The sequence below is a fragment of the Brevibacillus choshinensis genome (assembly GCF_016811915.1).
Lineage (GTDB): Bacteria > Bacillota > Bacilli > Brevibacillales > Brevibacillaceae > Brevibacillus > Brevibacillus choshinensis_A.
In genome coordinates this window covers 5,696,444-5,717,703 of sequence record NZ_CP069127.1, presented here as the reverse complement: position 1 = coordinate 5,717,703, position 21,260 = coordinate 5,696,444, and the positions used below count along the sequence as shown (strand labels likewise).

General features: G+C 46.5%; 15 protein-coding genes, 3 pseudogenes and 1 riboswitch. Of the genes and pseudogenes, 15 read left to right on the top strand and 3 right to left on the bottom strand.

Annotation, left to right across the window (positions count from 1 at the left end):
* The first annotated feature begins 825 nt into the window (after positions 1–825).
* The 4 genes and pseudogenes from JNE38_RS28550 to JNE38_RS28535 all read left to right on the top strand — a co-directional run bounded on the left by JNE38_RS28550 (position 826) and on the right by JNE38_RS28535 (position 3,549).
* Positions 826–1,323 carry a flagellin hook IN motif-containing protein gene (locus JNE38_RS28550; RefSeq protein ID WP_203354400.1) on the top strand — a complete coding sequence of 166 codons (498 nt, stop codon included), beginning with the start codon at positions 826–828 and terminating at the stop codon, positions 1,321–1,323.
* Between the two features lie 372 nt (positions 1,324–1,695).
* Positions 1,696–2,106: a hypothetical protein gene (locus tag JNE38_RS28545; RefSeq protein ID WP_203354399.1), complete on the top strand. Its 411-nt coding sequence runs from the start codon at positions 1,696–1,698 to the stop codon at positions 2,104–2,106.
* 300 nt (positions 2,107–2,406) lie between these two features.
* Positions 2,407–3,278 (top strand): annotated as a pseudogene (locus tag JNE38_RS28540) (tyrosine-type recombinase/integrase).
* 22 nt (positions 3,279–3,300) lie between these two features.
* A complete protein-coding gene (locus JNE38_RS28535; RefSeq protein WP_238933497.1) occupies positions 3,301–3,549 on the top strand; it encodes a hypothetical protein in 249 nt (82 codons plus the stop codon).
* A 35-nt stretch (positions 3,550–3,584) separates the two neighbouring features.
* Here the strand turns inward: JNE38_RS28535 and JNE38_RS28530 are convergent, their stop codons facing one another.
* Positions 3,585–3,938, bottom strand: a complete 354-nt coding sequence (locus tag JNE38_RS28530; RefSeq protein ID WP_203354398.1) for a helix-turn-helix domain-containing protein — start codon at positions 3,936–3,938, stop codon at positions 3,585–3,587.
* A gap of 196 nt (positions 3,939–4,134) precedes the next feature.
* Here JNE38_RS28530 and JNE38_RS28525 point away from each other — a divergent pair, with 196 nt between their 5' ends.
* Both JNE38_RS28525 and JNE38_RS28520 read left to right on the top strand, forming a co-directional pair.
* Positions 4,135–4,350: a hypothetical protein gene (locus JNE38_RS28525; protein WP_203354397.1), complete on the top strand. Its 216-nt coding sequence runs from the start codon at positions 4,135–4,137 to the stop codon at positions 4,348–4,350.
* A 352-nt stretch (positions 4,351–4,702) separates the two neighbouring features.
* A complete protein-coding gene (locus tag JNE38_RS28520) occupies positions 4,703–4,924 on the top strand; it encodes a hypothetical protein (RefSeq protein ID WP_203354396.1) in 222 nt (73 codons plus the stop codon).
* A gap of 445 nt (positions 4,925–5,369) precedes the next feature.
* Here JNE38_RS28520 and JNE38_RS28515 read toward each other — a convergent pair whose 3' ends face one another.
* On the bottom strand, positions 5,370–5,699 hold the full coding sequence (locus JNE38_RS28515; RefSeq protein WP_203354395.1) for a hypothetical protein: 330 nt from the start codon (positions 5,697–5,699) through the stop codon (positions 5,370–5,372).
* A gap of 1,677 nt (positions 5,700–7,376) precedes the next feature.
* The gene (locus JNE38_RS28510; RefSeq protein WP_203354394.1) at positions 7,377–7,547 is read right to left on the bottom strand and encodes a hypothetical protein; all 171 of its coding nucleotides are present in this window, start codon (positions 7,545–7,547) and stop codon (positions 7,377–7,379) included.
* Positions 7,548–9,538: 1,991 nt separating this feature from the next.
* On the opposite strand from JNE38_RS28510, the gene JNE38_RS28505 reads away from it, so the two are divergent.
* The 9 genes and pseudogenes from JNE38_RS28505 (at position 9,539) to JNE38_RS28465 (ending at position 20,993) form a co-directional block, all read left to right on the top strand.
* Entirely contained in the window at positions 9,539–10,882 is a 1,344-nt protein-coding gene (locus JNE38_RS28505; protein WP_203354393.1) for a tyrosine-type recombinase/integrase, read from the top strand.
* A 301-nt stretch (positions 10,883–11,183) separates the two neighbouring features.
* A pseudogene (gene tnpA / locus JNE38_RS28500) lies at positions 11,184–11,604 on the top strand (IS200/IS605 family transposase).
* 72 nt (positions 11,605–11,676) lie between these two features.
* A pseudogene (locus JNE38_RS28495) lies at positions 11,677–12,513 on the top strand (RNA-guided endonuclease TnpB family protein).
* Positions 12,514–12,749: 236 nt separating this feature from the next.
* Positions 12,750–14,300: a S8 family serine peptidase gene (locus JNE38_RS28490; protein WP_203357784.1), complete on the top strand. Its 1,551-nt coding sequence runs from the start codon at positions 12,750–12,752 to the stop codon at positions 14,298–14,300.
* Between the two features lie 460 nt (positions 14,301–14,760).
* On the top strand, positions 14,761–15,699 hold the full coding sequence (locus JNE38_RS28485; protein WP_203354392.1) for an accessory Sec system S-layer assembly protein: 939 nt from the start codon (positions 14,761–14,763) through the stop codon (positions 15,697–15,699).
* Positions 15,700–15,791: 92 nt separating this feature from the next.
* The gene (locus tag JNE38_RS28480) at positions 15,792–16,736 is read left to right on the top strand and encodes an SLAP domain-containing protein (RefSeq protein WP_203354391.1); all 945 of its coding nucleotides are present in this window, start codon (positions 15,792–15,794) and stop codon (positions 16,734–16,736) included.
* 47 nt (positions 16,737–16,783) lie between these two features.
* Positions 16,784–17,770, top strand: coding sequence for an SLAP domain-containing protein (locus tag JNE38_RS28475; RefSeq protein ID WP_203354390.1), 987 nt, complete (start codon positions 16,784–16,786; stop codon positions 17,768–17,770).
* Between the two features lie 184 nt (positions 17,771–17,954).
* Positions 17,955–20,519, top strand: a complete 2,565-nt coding sequence (locus JNE38_RS28470; protein ID WP_203354389.1) for a S8 family peptidase — start codon at positions 17,955–17,957, stop codon at positions 20,517–20,519.
* A 27-nt stretch (positions 20,520–20,546) separates the two neighbouring features.
* Complete coding sequence (locus JNE38_RS28465; protein ID WP_203354388.1) at positions 20,547–20,993, top strand: hypothetical protein; 447 nt, start codon at positions 20,547–20,549, stop codon at positions 20,991–20,993.
* A 53-nt stretch (positions 20,994–21,046) separates the two neighbouring features.
* A riboswitch (SAM riboswitch) is annotated at positions 21,047–21,147 on the top strand.
* Positions 21,148–21,260: the final 113 nt, after the last annotated feature.

The following is a 21,260-nucleotide window of genomic DNA, read 5'->3' as shown; positions in this document are numbered from 1 at the left end:
GTGCCTAATCCTCCTGCATCCAGTGAGGCGCTAACATGCCGAAGGGGTGAAGTCAGGTGAAGTCGTACTCGGAAGAGGCGGGGCTCCTTAAAGATGGCTATGGTTACGAGAGAAATCCATGTTGACCCAGGATGAGATAATGAGTGCTAGGATAAATGCTAGCAGGTTAGTATTCATCCCTATATGTGAAATAATATGGTGGCGATCAGAAGAATTTGGACTGTTAAACTGGTCGTTCTCATTCCTGAATAGTGGAAACCTAAGGTCATCAAAACAAGGGATAGACAGAATGGAACGTTTGAAGTCTTATCAGAAGAGGTGGGTTAGCACCAGTGAGGCTGATAAGATGGCAGCGGGTTCGTAGTAGTGTGGATGGCTTGCCGTTTGAACCCGTAGTGGTAACACAGGCGGGGAGGAGAAAACTGGCCGGAGCGAAGGAACCCAGTCAGCGGATAAGAAGGATACGAGAACTTACAATGGGCGTTGTAGTTTCTCAAGGCTACAATTGAATACCAACTACGTAGGATTGCAGAAGAAGGATTTCTGCAATCCTATTTGGTGTTTGTTTGATTCATCATCCGCTGATGGCACGCCGTGTGCGATGAAAGTCGCCCGCACGGTGTAGGCCTGATCGAAAACTGCTTGTTAAAAAAGTAGTTAGTCAGGAATAGCGAAGTTATACAAGAAATTATCAGTAAGGAAATTACCCAGTTTGACTTTTCGACGATCTATGCGGGACAGGCTCGACTCACCAGCAGACCGATCGCCAATACCAACTTCGCGAGCAACCCCAAACACTTCACCGTCTCGGATGGACAAATTACAGTGAATGTGGATCTGACCTGGGATATCCCGTTAAACGGTTTTACCACTGGGCAGGTGATGGGTTCCGCCGCGGATAGTTTCATCCAGCAGTATTATAACGACCATCACATTGAGCTGGGGCAAAGAACCATGGCTGGCATAGGATTTGGTGATACCTTTTCCGTTTCACGCTTCCAGACCGGGTCAAGTAATGTGATCACGATCGGCGGTGATGATTGGGATGAATTCTTTGATACGGACACGGCTTATGGAAGCAATACGGACACCAGCAAAAACCGTTCCTTTACCATCAGTGACGGATCAAAGACAGCAACGATTACCTTGGAGTGGAAGCTCGACGACATGGACGATCTGGTAGACGTAATCAACGATGAATTGACGTCAGAAGGTGTGCAGGCGACAGCAGTGAAAGTGAGTGCAGGTACTTTTAAAATTGTAGCGAAAAAAGCCAACGTCACGATTACAATAAGCGGAGCTAACAGCAATGATTTCTTTTAGAAGCAGCATTTATTCATGAATCAAACTGAGAGAGTCTACCCATGTGGAGGCTCTTTTCTTTTGTTGGTACTCACTGAAAAACGCTTCAGAAACTCGCTGAAAAAGGTTTCGACTCCTCCTCCGCAACTCAGCTCTCTATTCCCAGCAAGAAACCTGTCCATTGTCCTTTCGCTTCAATCTATAAAAACTGTAGTCAGTCGCCGTAATTGCCCTTTAGCCTGCACTCAGGCTAAGGCGTCTTTTGATTTAATCGCATCAAAATAGACTGAAAATTTATATTATTAATTTGGTGGAAGACAGTAATTCATAGAGGAGGATCAAATGGATCAAGTAAACAAGCTCATCCTGGACATGCTGTAACAGGGGTCTGGGATGGAGGGAAATGAAGATTCCTATGAGGATCTTTGGATCTTGGCTGCTACTGCCAAACTGTTTAATGAGGTTGCGGAGACTCTGCCATTTCAGCCCCGCAAACCAGGTGAAAGCAGTCGGTATGGAGACAAGGATGACAACGAAGGTAGGCGGGCTTATAAAGAGGTAGGTGCGTCAACACACATGGTAAGAATGGTTTTGAAAAGCAAGCATTCTGATCTGATCCATGGGATTGATGTCTACGTAAACCTCCTGCAAGAGAAAGGTACCGTAGATGTAGTCTGGGAGGAAGTGTGGGAAGAAGAGGGGTCGAAGTACCGAGGGAAAATTCAAAAGGCCCTTACATGGGTCAGTCAATTGGCTGATCCATTTTACGTACAACTGGAGAAGTCCTTCCTCTCAGGCAAATAAGTGGATCAATACAAAGAAAGGGAGTGAATGATCATGCTTTTTCCGAACTTACCCACAAAAACTTTAGGAGGGAGCTTCTTCTGGGACACCCTGGATAGGAGAAACGGCTGGAGGCTACAAAAGAACATCTTCACCGAGCACTACCGCATCCTTGACCCTGAGGATGTTCGTCAGGCATGGAGTAACGATGAGGCCGAGATGTGGCATGCCTTTCGGAAATTCACGACTGGAAGTAGAGAGTAACCGCCCTGCGCCGATCAAAAGGCAGCAGGGCATTTTTCTGTTTCAGGAGGGAAAACGATGGACCCGATTGATGAGTTTGAGCAGTACCTAGTGGAGAACGGGATCGCGCCCAAGACAATTGAATCCTACGTGGGCGACGTGAAAGCCTTTTGTGTGTACCTGGAAGGGATGGGCGTTGAGCGGCCGATCGATCTGAAACGCTTCTACGTCTCCAGCTACAAAAGCCACCTCATGGAGAACAAGTACGCGGTGGCCACCATTAACAAGAAGATCAATTCGCTACAGGCGTTCAATCTGTTCCTGATCGACCGTAAGCTGACCACAGAACAGGTTGTCACGCTACGGAAAGACAGGATCAAGGTGGCCGCTGGTAGTGAGGGAGAGGTGGAGGTGTTCTCGGAGCAGGAGGTGAACCAGCTGCTGTTCCTTGTCCAGGATAGGAGCAAGATCAGCTTGCGGAACCACCTCATCGTTTGGCTGCTTCTGTACACTGGTGTTCGTGTGAGCGAGCTTTGCGGCATTCAGGTCAGTGATCTGGACTATCTCACCAACACGCTTCGGGTGACGGGTAAGGGAAGTACCGAGAGATTCCGCTTCGTCCTGATCTGGTGGATTTGATCAAAGCGTACATCCGAACCGAACGGCAGGAAAACAAGCATCGAGAAAGTCCCTACCTGCTTCTCAGTCAACGAGCAGAGAGGATGCACAAGAATGCAGTGAATACGCTGCTGGAAGGCTTGGAGAAGCAGCTTAGTTTCAAGCTGTACCCACACAAATTCCGTCATACTTTTTGTTCTCGTCTGCTCAAAAAGGGTGTGCCACTCACAACGGTTTCAAAGCTTGCAGGACACGCGCACATTCAGACGACGGCCCACTACTACATCAACACCAGCAGACAGGACAAGGAGAAGGCTGTAGCCCTGCTGTAAAACGGAATAGGAGGAGATTGTCATGAATTCAGTACAGGAAAAATACGAGGAGTTTGTCAACAAGGAGGACACATTGATACGAAGTGTGCGAACATGCGAACAAGCCATGTCCCTTTTGAAAGATGAGCTCGTCTACAAACAAAGAGGGGAAACCTGTCAGGAAACAGTTCGGGGACATCTGCGAATGGATTCAGCAGTGGGAAGAAAAGCTGCGGAAGGAGATCTTTTCGGTGCGGTGGGAAATGACTGTTCTCGCCTGCCAATTCCCTAGCGCAAAAAAACAAGCGGAAGAAAGTCCACTGTGACTTACTTCCGCTTTTCGTCTTCCCACGTAAACACAGTTTTCATCAATGCTAAAACTAGTGCCTGATCCGTAACAGGACGTTCAGAGAGCATCACGACAATTTGCCCAAGAGGGGTGTGAGGATCAAGCGGATCAATGGAATGCAGGAGCTGCTCCAAGGAAGTTACTAAGCTACGGGCAATTTTCAGCAGGGTTTCGAGGGTAAGGTTCTTCTCTCCCCGCTCGATTTGGCCAATGTAGTTGGTGTGCAGTCCAGACCGCTCACCTAGCTGCTCCTGGCTAAGCCCTAGATCCAGACGGAGACTGCGAATTCGATCACCTAGCATTTTTGCGAGTTGTTTCGTACTCTCTTCCATTTGGTCCCACCTCAAGTCAAGCGTACTAGAGGGGAAAAATCATTTACACACACTATAAATAGTATTTGACTATTAAATAACGCCTATAAGGTAATATAGGAAGATTCTACTAAATACGATGAAATCTTCTATGTTCCGACAATCAAGTTTACAAAAATAGATAGGCTAAAAGTCATCAAGGGAGGAAGCGGAAGGAATGGGAGCAGGGAAAAAGATACTCAACGGTGTGAACAAGTTTTATGGGTTCATGACCAGTCTAGGTATCATTGTAGTAGCTGTTTGGCTCATCGCTTCATGGATGGGCGTGGATGTACAGGGAAAGATTGAGGAAGCCGCTGATCCAGGTAAAAAGTATGTGGAGGCCATCAAGAGCAGTTCACTCCAGAAGTACTCAGCAGGAACCACTTGGTGAGGTGCTAGAGTACTTGCACTCTGAACCAAAGTGGACCTACACCGAGTCCAATGGGAAGAAATTCGTAGAGTTTTCCGGTCTGTACTACTCGGAGATGGAAAACTACGAGTTGCGACTAAAGTTTGAGATCAACGATAACGGTACATTCGATGTTTCGTACGTTGCTGCTGATGGGAGATTGCTTGGTAACTTGGAAGCCGTGGAGTTTTTGACGAAAACATTCAATGATTACGAAACAATTCGTAAGGCAACCGGCCAACTTACTAATAGCTAATGCTAATTGATATAAATCAATGCGGACATGTTCAGGAATGAGCAAGGAAGCAGCGATTCATGCAAAGGAGAGAATGGAATGGGGACGATTGTAAAGTGGGCCATCGGAGGGGCCATCGTTGGTTTCATTTACTGGATGTTTAACTACAAGGACGTTGATTTCTTGGTTGCCCTCTTTTTAGGTGCTGGTGTGAGCATCATGATTCTCTTGGCTCAGAAAGCTAATATTAAGCTAACCTTTAGTGGGCTAAATAATAGCCGATTTCTCTTCAGAATAAGTGCTAGACCAAATAAAAATTGACGATAGGGGTCTATCGTAGAACTGCGGAATACTCTGTTTGTGGGAGTTTGCCAATTCAGTAAAAAAGTACGGTTCATCCCTTTTTCGCTTGTAACGCCGCGTGTGATGAAAAGTCACTTGCACAGTTGGGAATCGAAACGAAAGCCCTGTTTGGATATAGGTTTGGAATTGCGATCCAAATGAGGGAAGCAATCCTCCAGCCGGTAGTACTGTGCTACAAGAATAGTCAAGCTCGGCCTGTACCATTCTGATGTCGCCATTACATTTGACCTAGGGGATAAGGGGCCTGATCTAATCAGTTTAAGATTGATAAGTGAAAAATCAACAATTATCGCTTCACAAAAAAAATTGGCGACCTTTCTCCGATAGAATATCGGAAAGTGATCACCAAATTGAAAGTAGTCTTTTTCAGTCTTGACCAAGGTACGACTATTTTTGCAGCCTCTTAGTTACCGCCTTTGTCGCTTGTTTCTGGAAATGTCATCCAGCCCCAGCCCATGATGGTAGGAATGTCGACAGCGTTAACCAGTTCTGGTGTGGATGTCCCAGTAGGAGTCACAACGGTACCATCTGTAGGTGTTGTGGATGGTGTTGTAGTTGGAGCATCCTCTTCAACGGTAGGGTTGGTAATATTGTGATTTTCGCCAACCATTGTGGTAAAGATGCTGGCAACTCCTTCTTTGTCATCGGCGCTTTTTGCAAATGCTGGAACTGCCAAAGACGCGGTAATCGCCATGACAGTTAACAGTGCAACAAAACGATGGGTTTTTTTCATAGCATTAAACCTCCATAATTCCCTTGCTCTGAGGGCGTATCTTCAATTATTGTTATAAACCATATTTCTGTAATGGTTCTGAAAAAAGTATGAAATTGTATGAAGAACTGCTTGGAGAGTGTCATAAGACTTGTCTCAGGTATAAATACTTTCGGAATTAACCTGGAATGACGAAGGTGGTACGTATGTTTTCACTGGCATACAGAATGACGATCCTCATCAAAGCGTGCAAGTAAATCTATCAAGCGGGATTCACTTACCTAGTGCTCATGTTGGGCTTGAACGCTATCTGCCATTGTTGGATCTTCTTGAAAAACACCAAGAGAGATTATTGGGTAACCTCTTGTCCATTGAATCGGTCGTGGACCAGATCCCGAGATATATTGTCCGTGGAGTACACGTTACCAAATCCGTACACATGGCATAAGGATTAGATCAATTAGTAAAGGAGTTTATCCAGGAAATGAATATATCCCAGAAGGAGATTTTCGAGGTAGCCTTGATTGAGTTTTTCAAAAAAGTTTGGCTATCAGAGGGAGATCGCAACATTGATTGGTCCAACTGTGTAAGCGTTTCTTTGAAGTAGAAGTAAAAAAAAGACCGCCTGTGGAAAACAGGCGGTTTCAGTGAGTGCAATTGTTGCAAAATATCATAAAATTAATTTAAGTAGGCAGTCATGTAATATGAAATATTGTCTTTACGTGAATATACTTTAGTTGAAACAAAACATACTCAATGCTATAATAAAGTCACTCTATTTTATAGAGATTCACATCGTAGGAAAGTCTGATATCTTTCGGGCTTTTTTACGTTTCGCAAAAAGCGATCCTATAGGTCCTGAATCTTGATTGATCGCCTAGGTTGCTTTCTAGGATCCAGCTTACCTTTTTCAATCCAGTTATTCAGTAATTCTACGTCAATATGACATCCTTGTCCAATTCGAACGACGGGGAGCATCTCTGATCGAGCTAATAAATACGATCGTTCTCTGGTGATTCCTTGAATTTTGGCTACCTCAGGAATGGTAGGTAGAGTTCGTTCCATAGTTAAAACTCCTTAAATTATTGAACCGATTCACATTCATCAATGAAAGAACTTCTAAAAATGAAAGAACTTCTAAAAATATAGAGGAACATCTGTTGTTGTTTAATAATACTAATAACAAGTTAATATGCTAAGAAAAATAGCTGATTCCTCGAGTATTCTTTTTCCCTAACCTATGCTACCATGCAACACGGAGCGTGATTACATTGGAAAAATCGTTCGATTACGTAGTCTCTTGGTCGGATGTTGGCTATCTAAAATGTGCTCTCGAAATAATGGGGTGCCATTTGTAATCGAGCAGTCTATTGAAAGGTTACAACTTGCTCCTGGAGAAGTTGCATTTGTCTTTCCAGAAATGAATGTCCGAGTCTATCAGGCTGTACTAGAGTTATTTTGTTGTCATGGTTTGCGATATCCTGATTAAGAATCCACTAACTAAGAGAATTGGGTTAGTAAACGAAAACGTTTTTCCTAATGAAGTGAACATCCAATTGGCAAACTCCTTGATTCCCAAGGGGTTTTATTTTTGTGGTTTGATCGAAAAAAACGGTTAGTATTAACGAAACTTTGTTATTTTGGTGGAGTAATGACCACTGATGCGTAAATATTAGTTAAAACATTTTCATCAACAGTTCAGTTCTTTTGCTTAGCTATTTCAAAAATGGATGAAAGCTTAAAGAGCCTGCCACATTTCAAAGTTTGAAATGGTGCGCCAAGGATCCCACGTTCAATATAAACGGAAGCTTTTCCTTTTGGCCACACAAGGAGAGATTCAATTTCGGCATTTGATACCAATAGTTCCATGATAGCAACTCCTTTTTTGATGATAATAAAATAACAAAGAAAGTTGTAGAAGGCAACAAAAGGCAACGGAGGCATTAACATGCCCGTAAAAAACGATTTTTGCATATATGCCCTTTCGCCAAATAGTTTTATCAGGTGACATCCGACAGAGATAATGAGTTATAACGATCGAAACTAATGGAGACCTATATATAGATTCAATAATTTCAAAACTAACGATAGTTCAAATAGATAGTAGCTAGTTGATTCGAAAATGCTTAGTTTTCCTAAAGGATAGATTTTTATATGGCAGAATCCATGATCTTCAAGGGGTTATCTTATTGTCCTTTTCACCGAAAAATGAGTTAGGGTTCCAAGGTTATGAAAAAGGTTGTTAACATTGCTAGCTAGTGCTCTCGCACTTACTGTTGCTCCAATGGCATTCGTTGCTTAAGTAACTCCTCCGGAAGCTCCTAAAATGGATACTGCAATTGAAAAAAACGTAAAATGCCTGAAAGCTCTTGGCATGCTAGCAGGTTATGTCAACGGCGATTACAGAGTAAAATAACCATCACTAGTGCTGAGTTCGCTACTATGATTTTCGCGTATAATGATGACATTAATTCCTCCAGGGGCATTTGTATGGATCTCTAGTAAAGTGAAGATCTGTGACTGTTTTTAGTTGTGTTATTGTTTGAAGCAATTGCTTAAAAGGGAATCTTTTTCTTAAATCGGTGGACGATGGTTGTGGTTTTACTGTCAGTAACAAGTTGTTGCTAAAATATTTGAAGCCGACCATACTAGGCGTGTTTTTTAATCAATTATTGCTTAAAACTGGTGGTCTACGCCAAGTAAGGGCGGCATTCGTAAGACTGAACAGGCAGTCAATTGAAAATTGAGGAGTTTCCTGGTAGGAGGTGAACCTCGATTTTTTAGTAATTCAAGCTGAGCGCGTTTCCTACCATCCTTTGACCTATTTGAGAACGCCCCCGCTGGAAGTGCTGGAATTTAGTTAACATTCAATCGACATTAAAGAACATTCATGGTCTTCTCCTAATATCCAGTTTCTACTCCGCTTCTGTCATTTTGGATTCCGCTTTCAAAGTTATTTATCATCTCGATTAGTCCCTAAATTTTCAGGGGAAATCGTGTATGTTTCTCGTTTATTTGAAGCGGCCTCATATTTGAAAAATAAATAAACCGGAGAGTATTGCTAGTAAACATAAATTTAAGTATAGTAGTAATACACAACCTCTTCCTGCTTTTTGTTTTGGTATTTCTACAAGACCTGATCCGTTGAAATGTTCAACAATCAAGAAATTAGCCTGTTGGCTACCTGTTGAAACGCTTTTCGTTTCTTTAGGTGTGCTGACAGGCTTTTTTTGCGTAATACGTCTAACAAGGAAGGATTCAAAAGAATTTCGTCTTTATCATGTATGATTTTTGTCGGGTCATGAATAAACATCATGGTCTTTTTGTCATTTCACAATATGAAGGAGGGAAGGATCGTACGATCCGCCAGAAATGAGGATTAAATGGTGGGCTGTACTCGTTATTGCAGCAGTGTCTAATTTTTTCGGAACAATCACAACAACAAATTATGGCAGTGAACGTGAAAATGTTATTTCAGATAAACCTTATTAAACGATAAAGCCAGAAGTTACCCTGTAAAAAATTGCTCAAAGGTTGGCGCGTATCAGCATAACTAGCTTTCGTAACCGCTTCCAGAAATCGCTTTTGTTCCGGATTGGGCTGCCCAAACAAGAAGGCGCGTACAATTGATTACCTGTAATATACGCGGTCTTTTTAGAGATCGGCGAGAGTTGAATCTATCATTTTTTTGGTGCGTTGGAGGAAACGCGAGAAGGTGAAGGGCTTTGTGTTCCCCTCTAACACGCCAAGAAAATTCACCAGTTTTTTCGGTTGTTTGCTCAGGTGTGAACCGGAAAGATCGTCCCTGGGCAACTAACAGACGGAATTTCAAATGAGTTATTGTGAAAGGAGAGAATAGATTGGGGCGAAATCGATCCAGTGTAAAGAATCAAGTCGTACAGGCGCTGCGGACTATAGACAAGATCGGGACTTCTAAGCGTCAAGCAAGGAAGGCCGGTGATAGGACAGGCATACATGGAACAACCTACAAAGTTGCCGTGCAGGGGTCTGCCATCAGATTTGTGCAGTACGCCAAAGAAAACCATGGTATAAAAACCCTTTTTCAATTGCGTCCGGAGCATCATAAAAGCTATATGACTCATCTAGCTTCAAAAGGACTTTCAAAAGGTTACATGGTGAATATGGAGAGCCACCTTCAGAAGCTTCAAACTGGCATGGCCAAGATGTCAGAAAATCTTAAAAAGCCGCCGATTACGTTCTTTGAGGGAAGAACAATAAGCCCGGGAGAGAAAGAAGGGTCACGAGATCGGAGCTACACGAGAGAAGAAATTGAGGCCATGTTTAAGCACATGTCTAAAATGGTAGCAACTGCGGCCAGAATGGGATACAAACTCGGTCTGCGAAATCGTGAAGTGTGCAATCTGCGGGTCGAACATGTTCAGCAGCGAGAGGATGGAAGGCTGGAGATCCGCATTGAAAACGGACGAGGTATCACAAAAGGTGGGCGCTTCAGGAATGTTCCGGTCTCCCAACGCTATGAGAATGAACTAAGAGGGCTAATAATCAGCAAATTGCCCGAGGATAGGATTATCCCTCTATCCGAAACAACGATGCGTAATGGTGTTGCAGTAGCATGTAGGAAAGCTGGGATAGAGTCTCGAGGTACGCATGGATTTCGGCATACATACGCTCGAGAAAGGGTTCAGGAGCTAATTCAGGAGCGTATTCCAGATCAGAAAGCAGAAGTACATTGGATGCTGAAACGGCTCGTCAAGAATTACCATGGGGAACAGCGGATGGACTCAGGGATAGGGCGCGATCTGTATGATGACATCAAGGGTATCGTTGATACAGTTCTCTCAGAGCTTGGTCATGGTGAAGGTAGATGGGATCTGTTGTGGTGTATATCGGATAGGAGAGAGACAGGGGGAAAAATGAAATTTAAAGATTCGAGGTCAACTCGCTTTGAGCCAAAGGTGCCAGGAACAGAAAAGTATTTTTTTTACCTCCTAGCCACCATCGCTAAGGTAGATTTTCAAAGAAAGCGCTGCAAGTACAAAGTCACCGCTTCGTATGGCAAAACGATTATAATTCAAAAAATCTACTCTATACATCTATGCTATCAGCAGTTTGGTTTAGCGGCAGGCTTTTGGAAACAAAACGTTAGACTAGAAATGGGAACGTTCCTGGCGAAACCACTGACCCTAAGCATGAAATGTCCTTTTTTAGCGGGTAAAAAATAAATAAAATTTACATTGGTAGCCCCCATACAACTCCTTTTATTATTTCTTATTTATCGAGAGCTTTTGGGTTCTGAAGATTGCCTAATAGTTGAAATTACCCACAAATAACATTGCAAAAATACCTGTATTACAGGTATTTGCCAACTGAAAGCCCACGGTTTTAATCGTGGGATGAATTATGGCTTTGTCCGATCATCCCTTTAGGGATGGACAGGGCAAACACTCAGTATATGTGTGAGTGCTTAGCTTTTCTTTTCGATTGATTGTTGTAGTTGATCATTCAAACTAATTCAATGGTGAAATGGGACAAGAATATAGGCGCACGACTACAACCGTATCACTGATCAACTATCACTTTGTTTTCTGCCCTCGTTATCGGAGAAAAGTATTAGTGAGACAAGTAGAAATTCGATTCAAGGAATTGTTGGCTGAAATATGTCATCAGAATAACTGGTTGATTGTTGCGATGGAACTGATGCCAGATCATGTTCATTTATTCCTGAACTGTCTTCCCATTGATTCTCCAACAGACGTAATGGCAAAAGTGAAAGGGGTGACTGCTAAGGCTAGAGTTTAAGCATCTTGCTCATATGCCTAGTCTGTGGACACGCTCTTTTTTCGTAAGTACAGCAGGAAACGTATCAAGCGAAACAGTAAAGCGTTATGTGGAAGAACAGAAGAGAAGGGGGGAAATGATGCAATCCTTAACCGTAAACATTTGAATCTTTCCTGATCATCCAGAATCGATTCTTCCATCTGCCGTCTGTAATCAAGCCATTCGTGATGCCAGGAGAGTGTTCCGAAAAATCAAGAAGTTAGGTGCTCGTCCAGTTCTAAAAAAACCTGTATATTTCGTTAACAACCAAAACTATACGGTATCTAAAAATACGGTTGCTTTCCCTATTGTTGTAGATGGAAGGATCAAAAAAACGGCCTTTCATGCCGCAATAACTAGTCGAGATATGGAATTATTACAGAAAGCCAAGTTTGGATTGATGCGAATTGTTGAAAAGTCTGGGACGTGGTACGCTCAAATTTCGTTAGAAGTGCCTACAAGCGAAACAAGCCATGAAGGAATCATGGGAATCGACGTAGGCTTGAAAGTCCCTGCTGTTGTTGCCACTTCTACAGGGAAAACCCGATTCTTTGGAAACGGCAGACGTAGAAAGTACCAGCAACGTAGACGTAAATTAGGGAAACTCAAAAAGTTGTCCGCCATTCGTAAGTTAGGGAATAAAGAACAGCGTTGGATTAAGGATCAAAATCATAAGATTAGTCGTCAAATTGTCAATACAGCCATTCAAGAAGGGGTGTCAATCATCAAGCTTGAACGACTAGAGAATATTCGTAAGCTGGCAAGAACAAGCCGTAAACACACAAAGAATCTGCATAGTTGGACTTTCTATCAACTTCAACAATTCATCTCCTACAAAGCAAACCTTGTTGGGATAAAGGTTGTGGAGGTTAATCCTGCCTACACTTCTTAATCTTGTCCTGCCTGTGGTGAGAAGAACAAAGCCAGAGACAGAAAGTATGAATGTTCATGTGGATTCAACACTCATCGTGATCGAGTTGGAGCGATCAATATCATGCGTCAACCTGTAGCAGATGGTAGCAGTCTGTCAGCCTAAGATGCTAGATGTACAGTCTTAGGACGGGCTGATGAGACAGCCCTGAACTTGGGGAAACTACGGTTAGCAGAAATACACTACCGACTACCACCCAAGAATCCCACTGATACCGAAGGTGTTTGCTTGCCCCTTTAGGGGTAGGAGTCTCAAGACTACGTAAACGCTGACAGGGATGCCAAGGATGATGAGGGGCACGGCACGCATGTCCCGGGGATTATTGTCGCGAAGCTCGACTCATAGACGCGGCTGATCTGGGAGCGGATGTCATCAACCTGAGCTTGGGAGCGGAGCTGGAAGACGGAGAGAATTCCGCGCCGAGAACGATGGTCGATGCCGTGCAGTACGCCATGGAGAAAGGCGCATTGGTCGTGGCCGCAGCAGGCAACGATGCTGCGAATGCAGATCGGTATGTGCCGGCTTCGATTGCGGGCGTGGTCACGGTGAGTGCGGTAGGGCCGGACCTGGGACTCGCAAAATTCTCCAATTACGGATCGAGCATCGATCTTGCAGCACCGGGAGTGGACATTCTGAGCACCTATCCGGGAGGCAGATATGCGTACATGAGTGGGACCTCGCAGGCGGCACCGTTTGTTTCGGGAGTAGCGGCGCTGATCAAGGCGAGCGAACCGGATTTGAGCGTAAAAGAGCTGACCAACCGCCTAGTTGAGACGGCGTCTGACCTTGGCAAGACAGGGTGGGACAGCCAATATGGATACGGCCTGCTCAACGCCTATCGTGCGGTGCAATCCGATTCGTCCCAGGAGAGGAACCCTAAGCCTGCTGACACGAGCGTGAACAGCCTCAAGGCAGATCAAACCAAGCTGTCTTTGCCTCCGAACGGCAGCGGGACCATTACTCTCACTGCATCCCTGAAAAATGGCTCGAAGTCAGCGGTAGCAGCCGAAGATGTCGAATGGCAGACCAAGGATAAAAAGGTTGCGGTCGTGGAAAACGGATTGGTGACGGCAACCGGGTTTGGGAAAACAATTATCACGGCGACTTATGGAGGCAAAACGGCTTCGGTACCCGTAGAGATCACGGTCTCGAAGCTGGAAGCATCCAAAACGACACTCACCATGAAGCCGGATGGAACGGCTGCCGTGGAGCTGACAGCTTCCTACGGTGACAAATCCAAAGAAACGGTACCTGCCACAAAAGCCGTGTGGAAGTCTCAAAATGAGAACATAGCGGTCGTGCAAGATGGAGTCATTACCGCCAAAAATTTGGGAAGTACCTATATTCACGCGACGTACGGCGAGAAGACGGTGAAAATGCGAGTCGCGGTAACCATCACTAGGCTGGTGGCGAGTCCGAGCAAAATCCAACTGAAGCCGGGTGCTTCTTCTTCTATTAATATATCCGCTGTTTACGGGGATGAAGAGGAAGTGGTGACTTCCGCGGTTGATTGGAAAACAGGAGATGCCAAGGTGGCAGTCTACCGGGATGGAGAGATCGTCGCCAAAGGCTTCGGCTCGACGACCATGACGGCCACTTATCGCGGAAAATCGGTCAGGATCAGTGTGGATACCCGATTGAAGCAGCTCCAAGCTGACGTGACCCGCAAGACAATGGCGATCGGTCAAACGCTGACTCCCGTGATCCAGGCGACATACAGCGATGGGTCAGTCGAGCAGGTGGAGGAAGCAGTGATCTGGAAGTCCTCGAGCGAAAAAGTAGCCTTTGTCGGAGATGACGGAGAGATTACGGCCATATCGCAAGGGACCGCAACCATTACCGCGCAGTACGGAAATAAAACCGTGCGGATCTCGATTACCGTAGCACCATAGAACAAGAAAACGCCAGACAGCGGCAGTCTGGCGTTTTCTCATAACCACAATTTAGTATTATTTGTAAAAAAGTGGCCAGCTGAGGAGGTCAGCTGGCAAGGAATCCCCAAGAAAATCATTTATCATCATTATTTTAACAATGGAGAGCATTTATGTAAACCTTATGTACATCCGGTAAATTTTTCATCTAATTAATGGAGTATATTCCGCATTTGAACAATAGCGATGTCAGAAATGGGAGTAGATTTTGCCATTCCTTGACATCACTTGTGCTTACGGGTATCCTAACAAATATTACCCGTCGGTCAGTGCCGGCAGCAGGGGGCACCATGCCTATACGGTTTCGTGCTGACCCACCTTGAATATACCAAGTTTTCTAGGTTGCAAAAGGGTATCACTGTGCTATAGTGAATGCGAACAGAACTCTATATAGATGTAGAGAAAAGTTGGGAGAGACGTTATGCTATCCTTCTTGAAAAGTTTATTAGGGAATACTCCCACACCGGAAGAGGTAAGGCAGCAAGTACAGGAAGAGTCGATTCTGCCTGCTGCTCCTACGAAGCAGGATACACAACCACTAGAGCAAAGCACGTCCGCAGGGGTCGTGACGACACTTTCTCTTCACGAGTCATGGGAAGCGAAGCTCAGCACCCAGGAAAGATACGTGCTATCCTTTATGGCGCAAGAGTTGGAGCCGTTGGCTGAGGGGCATATCTCCCTGGCTGGTACATCTCTCGTTCCTCATGATGCCGGAATCGAAGTAACAGCGTTTGTCCGCAACAGCTCGGATCGCCCTGTAAACTTGGGTGAGACCACGCTCGTCGTATTGTTTGGGGATCAGCAGTTGTTTACCCGCCAACTCTTTGATTTGGCTGAAATAGGGGAGATTCCACCGCGTTCTGCAAGACCGTGGTCGTTTGTGTTTAAACGGGAGCACTTTTTGCAAGTGGATGTCCTGCTGGTGAATTGGAAGATCGCCTTTGAGATGGCGCAAAAGAAAATGTTTTTGCCTCAGCAGCTGGAGCTGGAGGAGTCTTGGATCAAAGCGTTGACGGATGAACAAAAGAATTATCTGATCGAGCTGGCCAAAGGACTTCCTCCTATTAAAGAAGGGGAAGTGAACATCCAGAGCGTCCAAATTCGCCGCGACGATACGGGAGCCCTGAATGCGATGCTGCTCATTCGCAACGGTTCGGCGCAATCCCTTTCGTTTGAAAAGCTGCCGCTTGTGCTTCATGATGCGAGCGGTGAGAAAGTGGCGGAAGGATTGTTTGAACTGGGGAGCTTGACGGTGAACGCGCATACGAGCAAGCCGTGGCTGTTCATCTTCCCGACGGAGAGCATCCAAAAGCCAGAGCCTGATTTCTCACGCTGGAAGGTCAGCGTGCCACAGGGATAGGCGGTAGCCTTGGAAATTTGATCGGCTTTATCAAAAAGGTTATGATAGTAAATGTAGCTTCGGTCGCGTCCGGACGTTTGAGGAGGTAACACATGTTTTCATTCTTTAAGAACTGGTTTGGAAAAGAGCAAAGCGAGCTGAAAAAGGAGCTCCAGGAAGAGGCAGTCGTCGATGTCAATGAATTGAGCGACGCCGAAGCCGCGGTAGAAAAGAGTGCGAATGAATCAAAAGCACCCGTAGGCACCAAGGTTCATACCGAACTGTCTCTGCACCCGATGTGGGAGCAGGAGCTGGATTCGGAGAAGAAATACACCTTGCGCTTCTTGCAGGCGGAATTGCCTGATATGGTTCGAGGCATGATCAGCGTGACCGGCTTCAGCATGATTCCGGGACCAAGTGGACTGACTGTCACGATGTTTTTCCGCAACTCGCTTGATCACGCTGTGCGTATTAAAAACATCCGTCTGGCTATTTACCTGGATGATAAGCCTTTTGCGCGGATGAACGTCGATCTGTCCGATTTGGGAGCCATACCGCCTCGATCGAGTCGTCCGTGGGAAATGCTCTTCCCAGAAGAAACCTTCCTGCATGACAACTTCACCTTTAAACGTTGGAAAGTGGTCATGAAGGCAGGGAAATCTTCTCACGTATGGCCGAATCATCTCGAGCTTGATCCAGAAATGGAAAAGCGCATGACAGAGCGACAAAAAGATCGACTGGAGGCGCTGACAAACTCGTTGCCGCCTATTCCAGCAGAGACGGTGCAAGTGACCGGTTTTGATATCGGCATGACGAAGGATGGAAAATTGGTAGCGGGCATGCTGTTTCGCAACGGCATGAAACAGATGTATCATCCGGACAAGTTGAAGCTTACGATCTCGGATACGGATGGAGATGTGGTGGCGGCAGGTTCTGTCGATGCGAGTACCGTGCGCGTCAAACCTGGCTACAGCCGTCCTTGGATTATCGTATTCCCGCCGAATTCAGTAAAAAAACCAAATGCCAACCTGCGCAGATGGGTGCTGGATGTAGAGTAAAAGCACATGGATAGATACTTCTATTGTAGGGTTGAGGAGGTTGACATATGAGTTGGTTATTGGAAAATTGGTTTGGGTCAAAGGAAAGCTTGGAGCAAGTTCGTGAAGACATTCATGAGCATCTGCACAAGGAATTTTATCTGGGGGTATCCGGGATCGAAAATCCTGAGCAATCCTCTACGCGAATTGCATCCAACGAGCTGGACCTGGTGATGAATGGTCCTTGGGATAATAGTTTAGATGAAGCTGAAACCGAGCTGCTGCAATATATCCATGACGAGCTGCCCCCAGTCGTTCGTGATGAGATTGGGATCGTACCGTTCTTTACGCAAGTGACGGACGAAGGATACGTCGTGCTCACTTACATTCGCAATGCGACCGATCGCAGCGTGCTTTTGCAAAAGCTTCCTCTGACGCTGATGACCGAAGAGGGCGAAGTGGTTGCGAGAAAGACCTTTGACTTGATTCCGTCAGGTCCGATTGGCGATTTGTGCAGCCGTCCTTTTGAGTTCATGTTTCGCTGGAACGAATTCAGCAAGCTTCCGGAACAAGAAGTTCCCATGTTTCTGACCTATCAAAAGCCGGCAGCGCCAAAAGAGATCATCCCGGAAGTGAATCAAGGTCTTTCCAAAGCCGAAACCGAGAAATACATGAAGCAGGCAGAGCAGGCTCCAGTCGCGTCTGGTCAGGTCGATCTGCAAGTGCTCGATATTACCGCGGGTGCGGATAACGGAATCCGTGTCGTGGTAGCTTTCCGCAACGGACTGGAAAAACGCTTGGAATTTACGGAAGTACCGATCATCGTCAACGATGAAGAAGGGAATACCGTGGCACGTATGCAATATACGTTGCAAAACATGAAGGTAGAGGCCCAGAGCAACCGAGTGTGGGCATTTGAAGTTCCCGCTTCCTCCATCAAGCAAGATAACGTGGATATGACCAAGCTTACCGCCGTCATCCCAAAAGCGCGTCAAAGTAAAAAGCAACCTTCTGCCAACCATGAAGTGGAGAACAACAAAGGTTTGTTGCAATAATGAAGAGACCCTTTTTGCCCACGGTGAAAAGGGTCTTTTTAGCGCTTGAACATTCCAAATATTGGATTTCCGAGCTTGCAAGTCCCCCTTTTGTTCCGCTATGCTAAGATAAAGAAGTCAATTTACCTGAATTCCTTTTAGACTGCACGATACCGGCAGGGGAGAGAAGGAAGGACTGTTTTTCATGAAGAAATGGATTCGAGCAGCATTTGCACTAGCCGTAGGCACCGCGCTGACCATCGCTGATGTCAATCCGACGATGGCCGCGGACGCTACCAACGATGACTACATCGACAACCAGCAGCATTTATACCAGATCAAGGCAGACCGGGCATGGAAAACAGTGACCAGCAATACCGCGATTACCATTGCCGTGCTGGATACAGGAGCTGACTACAATCATCCTGATTTGAAAGGCAATCTGCTGCCGGGAATCAATCTGGTGCCGTCAGCGCGATCCGCTCAGGATGACAACGGGCATGGAACGGAAGTCATCGGTGTGCTGGCTGCCAAGGGGAACAACGGGATGGGAGTCTCGGGTGTCCTCTGGAATGCCAAAGTATTGCCGATCAAGGTACTGGACAGCAAGGCTGTCGCCGATCTCGACCTTGTTGCCAAAGGAATCAACACGGCGCTGGATCGAGGGGCCAAAGTCATCCTCATGTCCGTCAGCAGCATGTCCTATTCCAGAGCACTGACCAACGCGATCAATCGGGCAGAGGCGAGTGGAGCCGTGCTAGTGGCGGCGAGTGGGAACGAAGGGAACCGGGTGGCTTATCCGGCAGCCTATCCTACCGTGATTGCTGTCGGGGGTGTGAAGAGCAACAACGATCCGATTTATGAGTCGAATTCGGGGCCGGAGTTGAATTTGATGGCTCCAGGCTTGAATGTGTTTACCACCAAGCTGGGTGGCAAATACGGCTCGTTTAGCGGGACGTCGGCAGCTGCTCCACAGGTCGCGGGCGCTGCTGCATTGATCATGGCCAGATACCCCAAGCTGAAGCCCATTGATGTGCGGCAGCTGCTGTATCAGACGGCCACCAATTTGGGGGAGACTGGATGGGACAGACGGACCGGCTATGGCTTGTTGAATGTGGAAAAAGCAGTCATGTCTCCCATGTCCAACGATTTTCTGGAGCCCAACAACACTCAGTCCCGGGCCAAGGCTTTTCCGATCGAGTCGCAGATCCGTGGCAACCTGGGACCGAATGACACGACGGACTGGTTCAAAATGGACGTGCCGTACGATGGAAGAGTCAGTCTCACAGCATCCGTGAACTCAACTGTATCTTCTCCTATGGCGGCTACCTTCTATTCGGAAAATCGAACACCAGTCACTCATTACATCGGGAACGGGGACACGATTACGGTACCGGCAAAGGCTGGGCGCATGGACATCAGGCTGGTGCGAAACGGGGGCGTGAATGCCTTTTCCTACGTGCTTACCAGCAAGTTCAGCATCAACCCGGACCGCAATGAACCGAATGACACGATGGGCACCGCCAGGCCGCTTGTAGGCAATCAGATCAGTGTAAACGGCAGCTTCCATACCGATGGAGACCAGGACTGGTTTTCCTATTACGTCCGTGAATACGGACATCTGGATGTGACCGTGACGCCGGATAACAAGCGTATGGACCCTGTTCTGGCGATCGGAAAACAGGACCAGGGAAAAAGCACGATATGGGATCCGCTATATGACAACGGGGATCGTGATGACCCGACAGAGCGGGCCCAAAAAGAAGTTTCGCCCGGCAAGTATTTCTTGCGGATCAGCGAGTATGAGCAAAACTCGGTGAATGGGGAATACCGCTTGGACCTCAGCTTTACACCTGTGAAAAAAGATGTGAACGAGCCTAATGATACATATCGTCAGGCATCCCAGTTAGCCGGCGGGACCGTCATGACCGGAACTTTGCCGACCGCCACCGATTCTGACTGGTTCCAATTTACTGTCAGTACGGAATCATACGTTTATGTTCGAGCTCCTTTTGTTCCGGTCTCATCCGGTGTGAGAATCGCCTTGTACAATGGGAATAACTTCAACTACGCCTTGGCTTCGACCAATGAGGTAGCGGAATTGTCCGATCAGGGCAAGGAAATTTTAGGGCTTCGTCTGAAACCTGGGAAGTATTACATCCGTCTGAATAGTGGAGTTCCCTTTAAATATGATTCGTATCGGTTGACAGTGAATCAGCAAATGTTGGTTGGCGGATACCGCGATATTTCCACTCACTGGGCGCGTTCGGAGATTGTTCGTCTGAGCAATCGTGGCATTATCAAAGGCTTTAGCGATGCGACATTCAAGCCCAACCAAGCGGTAACTCGCGCACAATTTGCCACCATGCTCATCCAGGCGATGCGGTCAGATGGACTTCCGGTAGCTTCATCCTATACCGGCAAAACGACCTTCCGCGATTTGTCCAAGAAGCACTGGGCTTACAACAGCATGGGGATCGCTTATCAGGTCGGGATTATGAAAGGCTACCCGAACAAGCAAATGAAACCAGATCAGCCGATTACACGCGCCGAGATGGCCTCTATGATTGCGCGGGCGCATAATGTGTTGTTGTACAAGCGCAGCACGTCCAGCTATCGGGATGTACCGACGACTCACTGGGCTTCTCCGGCGATCGAAGCACTCACTTCGAGAAATTGGCTGAACGGCTACGGTGCAACGTTCAAACCGCAAGGAATCGCCACGCGGGCAGAGGTCGTAGTACTGATTACGAAGGCTTATAAATTCTAATAGCGACATCTGGGGAGGTAATCATTGATGAAACCAGTCACAAAGGGCTTGCTTGCAGCAGCGATCGGAGGTACGGCACTGTTTGCCTCTCAGGCCATGGCAGATGGAGTAGGCGGCGTACCGGGGTCTGTAGATGATCCGGTCGTAACCAAAAGTTATGTGGATCAGCAAATTCAGGCAGCTGGCGGCGGTGGGAGCACGCTGACGGTCGTGGAGGTAAATCCTGGACAGACACTGTACGGGTTTGAAGGCACTGAATTTATTGTCCGCACGGGGAAAGTACAAGCAGTAGCGGGCAACAAAGGCGACGGCCTGACAGACCTGACAGCTGGCGTAGACCTCAAAGGAGGAGCGGTCGTAGGCACGAATCACCTGCTGCTGATCGCACGCTCCGATAACCGCGGCTTGCGGCTTGCGTCCAATTACGACGGCGTTTCCCACATCATGGTTCGCGGAAAGTATGAGCTGCGGTAAAAGTCTATTGACACCATAGAAAAAAACAATTATTCTATAATCCGTAATGGATACTCTTATCCAGAGCAGGCGGAGGGACTGGCCCCATGAAGCCCGGCAACCGACTAGAGCGGTGCTAACCAGCAGAACGGACATCTGTTCTGGCCGATAAGAGGATGAAGGAAGCAAAAAGCGCTCAAACCTTTTCCTCCGACTTGTTGGAAAAGGTTTTTTTATTGCGTTTACGTCGATAAAATCCTGACTCGGCTACCACACTATTTGTATGAG

Bases quoted from the DNA above. Each gene is read 5' to 3' on its own strand.
- JNE38_RS28470 (WP_203354389.1), top strand. From the start codon at position 17,955: ATGAAGAAATGGATTCGAGCAGCATTTGCACTAGCCGTAGGCACCGCG.
- JNE38_RS28515 (WP_203354395.1), bottom strand. From the start codon at position 5,699: ATGAAAAAAACCCATCGTTTTGTTGCACTGTTAACTGTCATGGCGATT.
- JNE38_RS28545 (WP_203354399.1), top strand. From the start codon at position 1,696: ATGGAGGGAAATGAAGATTCCTATGAGGATCTTTGGATCTTGGCTGCT.
- JNE38_RS28520 (WP_203354396.1), top strand. From the start codon at position 4,703: ATGGGGACGATTGTAAAGTGGGCCATCGGAGGGGCCATCGTTGGTTTC.
- JNE38_RS28475 (WP_203354390.1), top strand. From the start codon at position 16,784: ATGAGTTGGTTATTGGAAAATTGGTTTGGGTCAAAGGAAAGCTTGGAG.
- JNE38_RS28485 (WP_203354392.1), top strand. From the start codon at position 14,761: ATGCTATCCTTCTTGAAAAGTTTATTAGGGAATACTCCCACACCGGAA.
- JNE38_RS28525 (WP_203354397.1), top strand. From the start codon at position 4,135: ATGGGAGCAGGGAAAAAGATACTCAACGGTGTGAACAAGTTTTATGGG.
- JNE38_RS28530 (WP_203354398.1), bottom strand. From the start codon at position 3,938: ATGGAAGAGAGTACGAAACAACTCGCAAAAATGCTAGGTGATCGAATT.
- JNE38_RS28480 (WP_203354391.1), top strand. From the start codon at position 15,792: ATGTTTTCATTCTTTAAGAACTGGTTTGGAAAAGAGCAAAGCGAGCTG.
- JNE38_RS28535 (WP_238933497.1), top strand. From the start codon at position 3,301: ATGAATTCAGTACAGGAAAAATACGAGGAGTTTGTCAACAAGGAGGAC.
- JNE38_RS28465 (WP_203354388.1), top strand. From the start codon at position 20,547: ATGAAACCAGTCACAAAGGGCTTGCTTGCAGCAGCGATCGGAGGTACG.
- JNE38_RS28510 (WP_203354394.1), bottom strand. From the start codon at position 7,547: ATGGAACTATTGGTATCAAATGCCGAAATTGAATCTCTCCTTGTGTGG.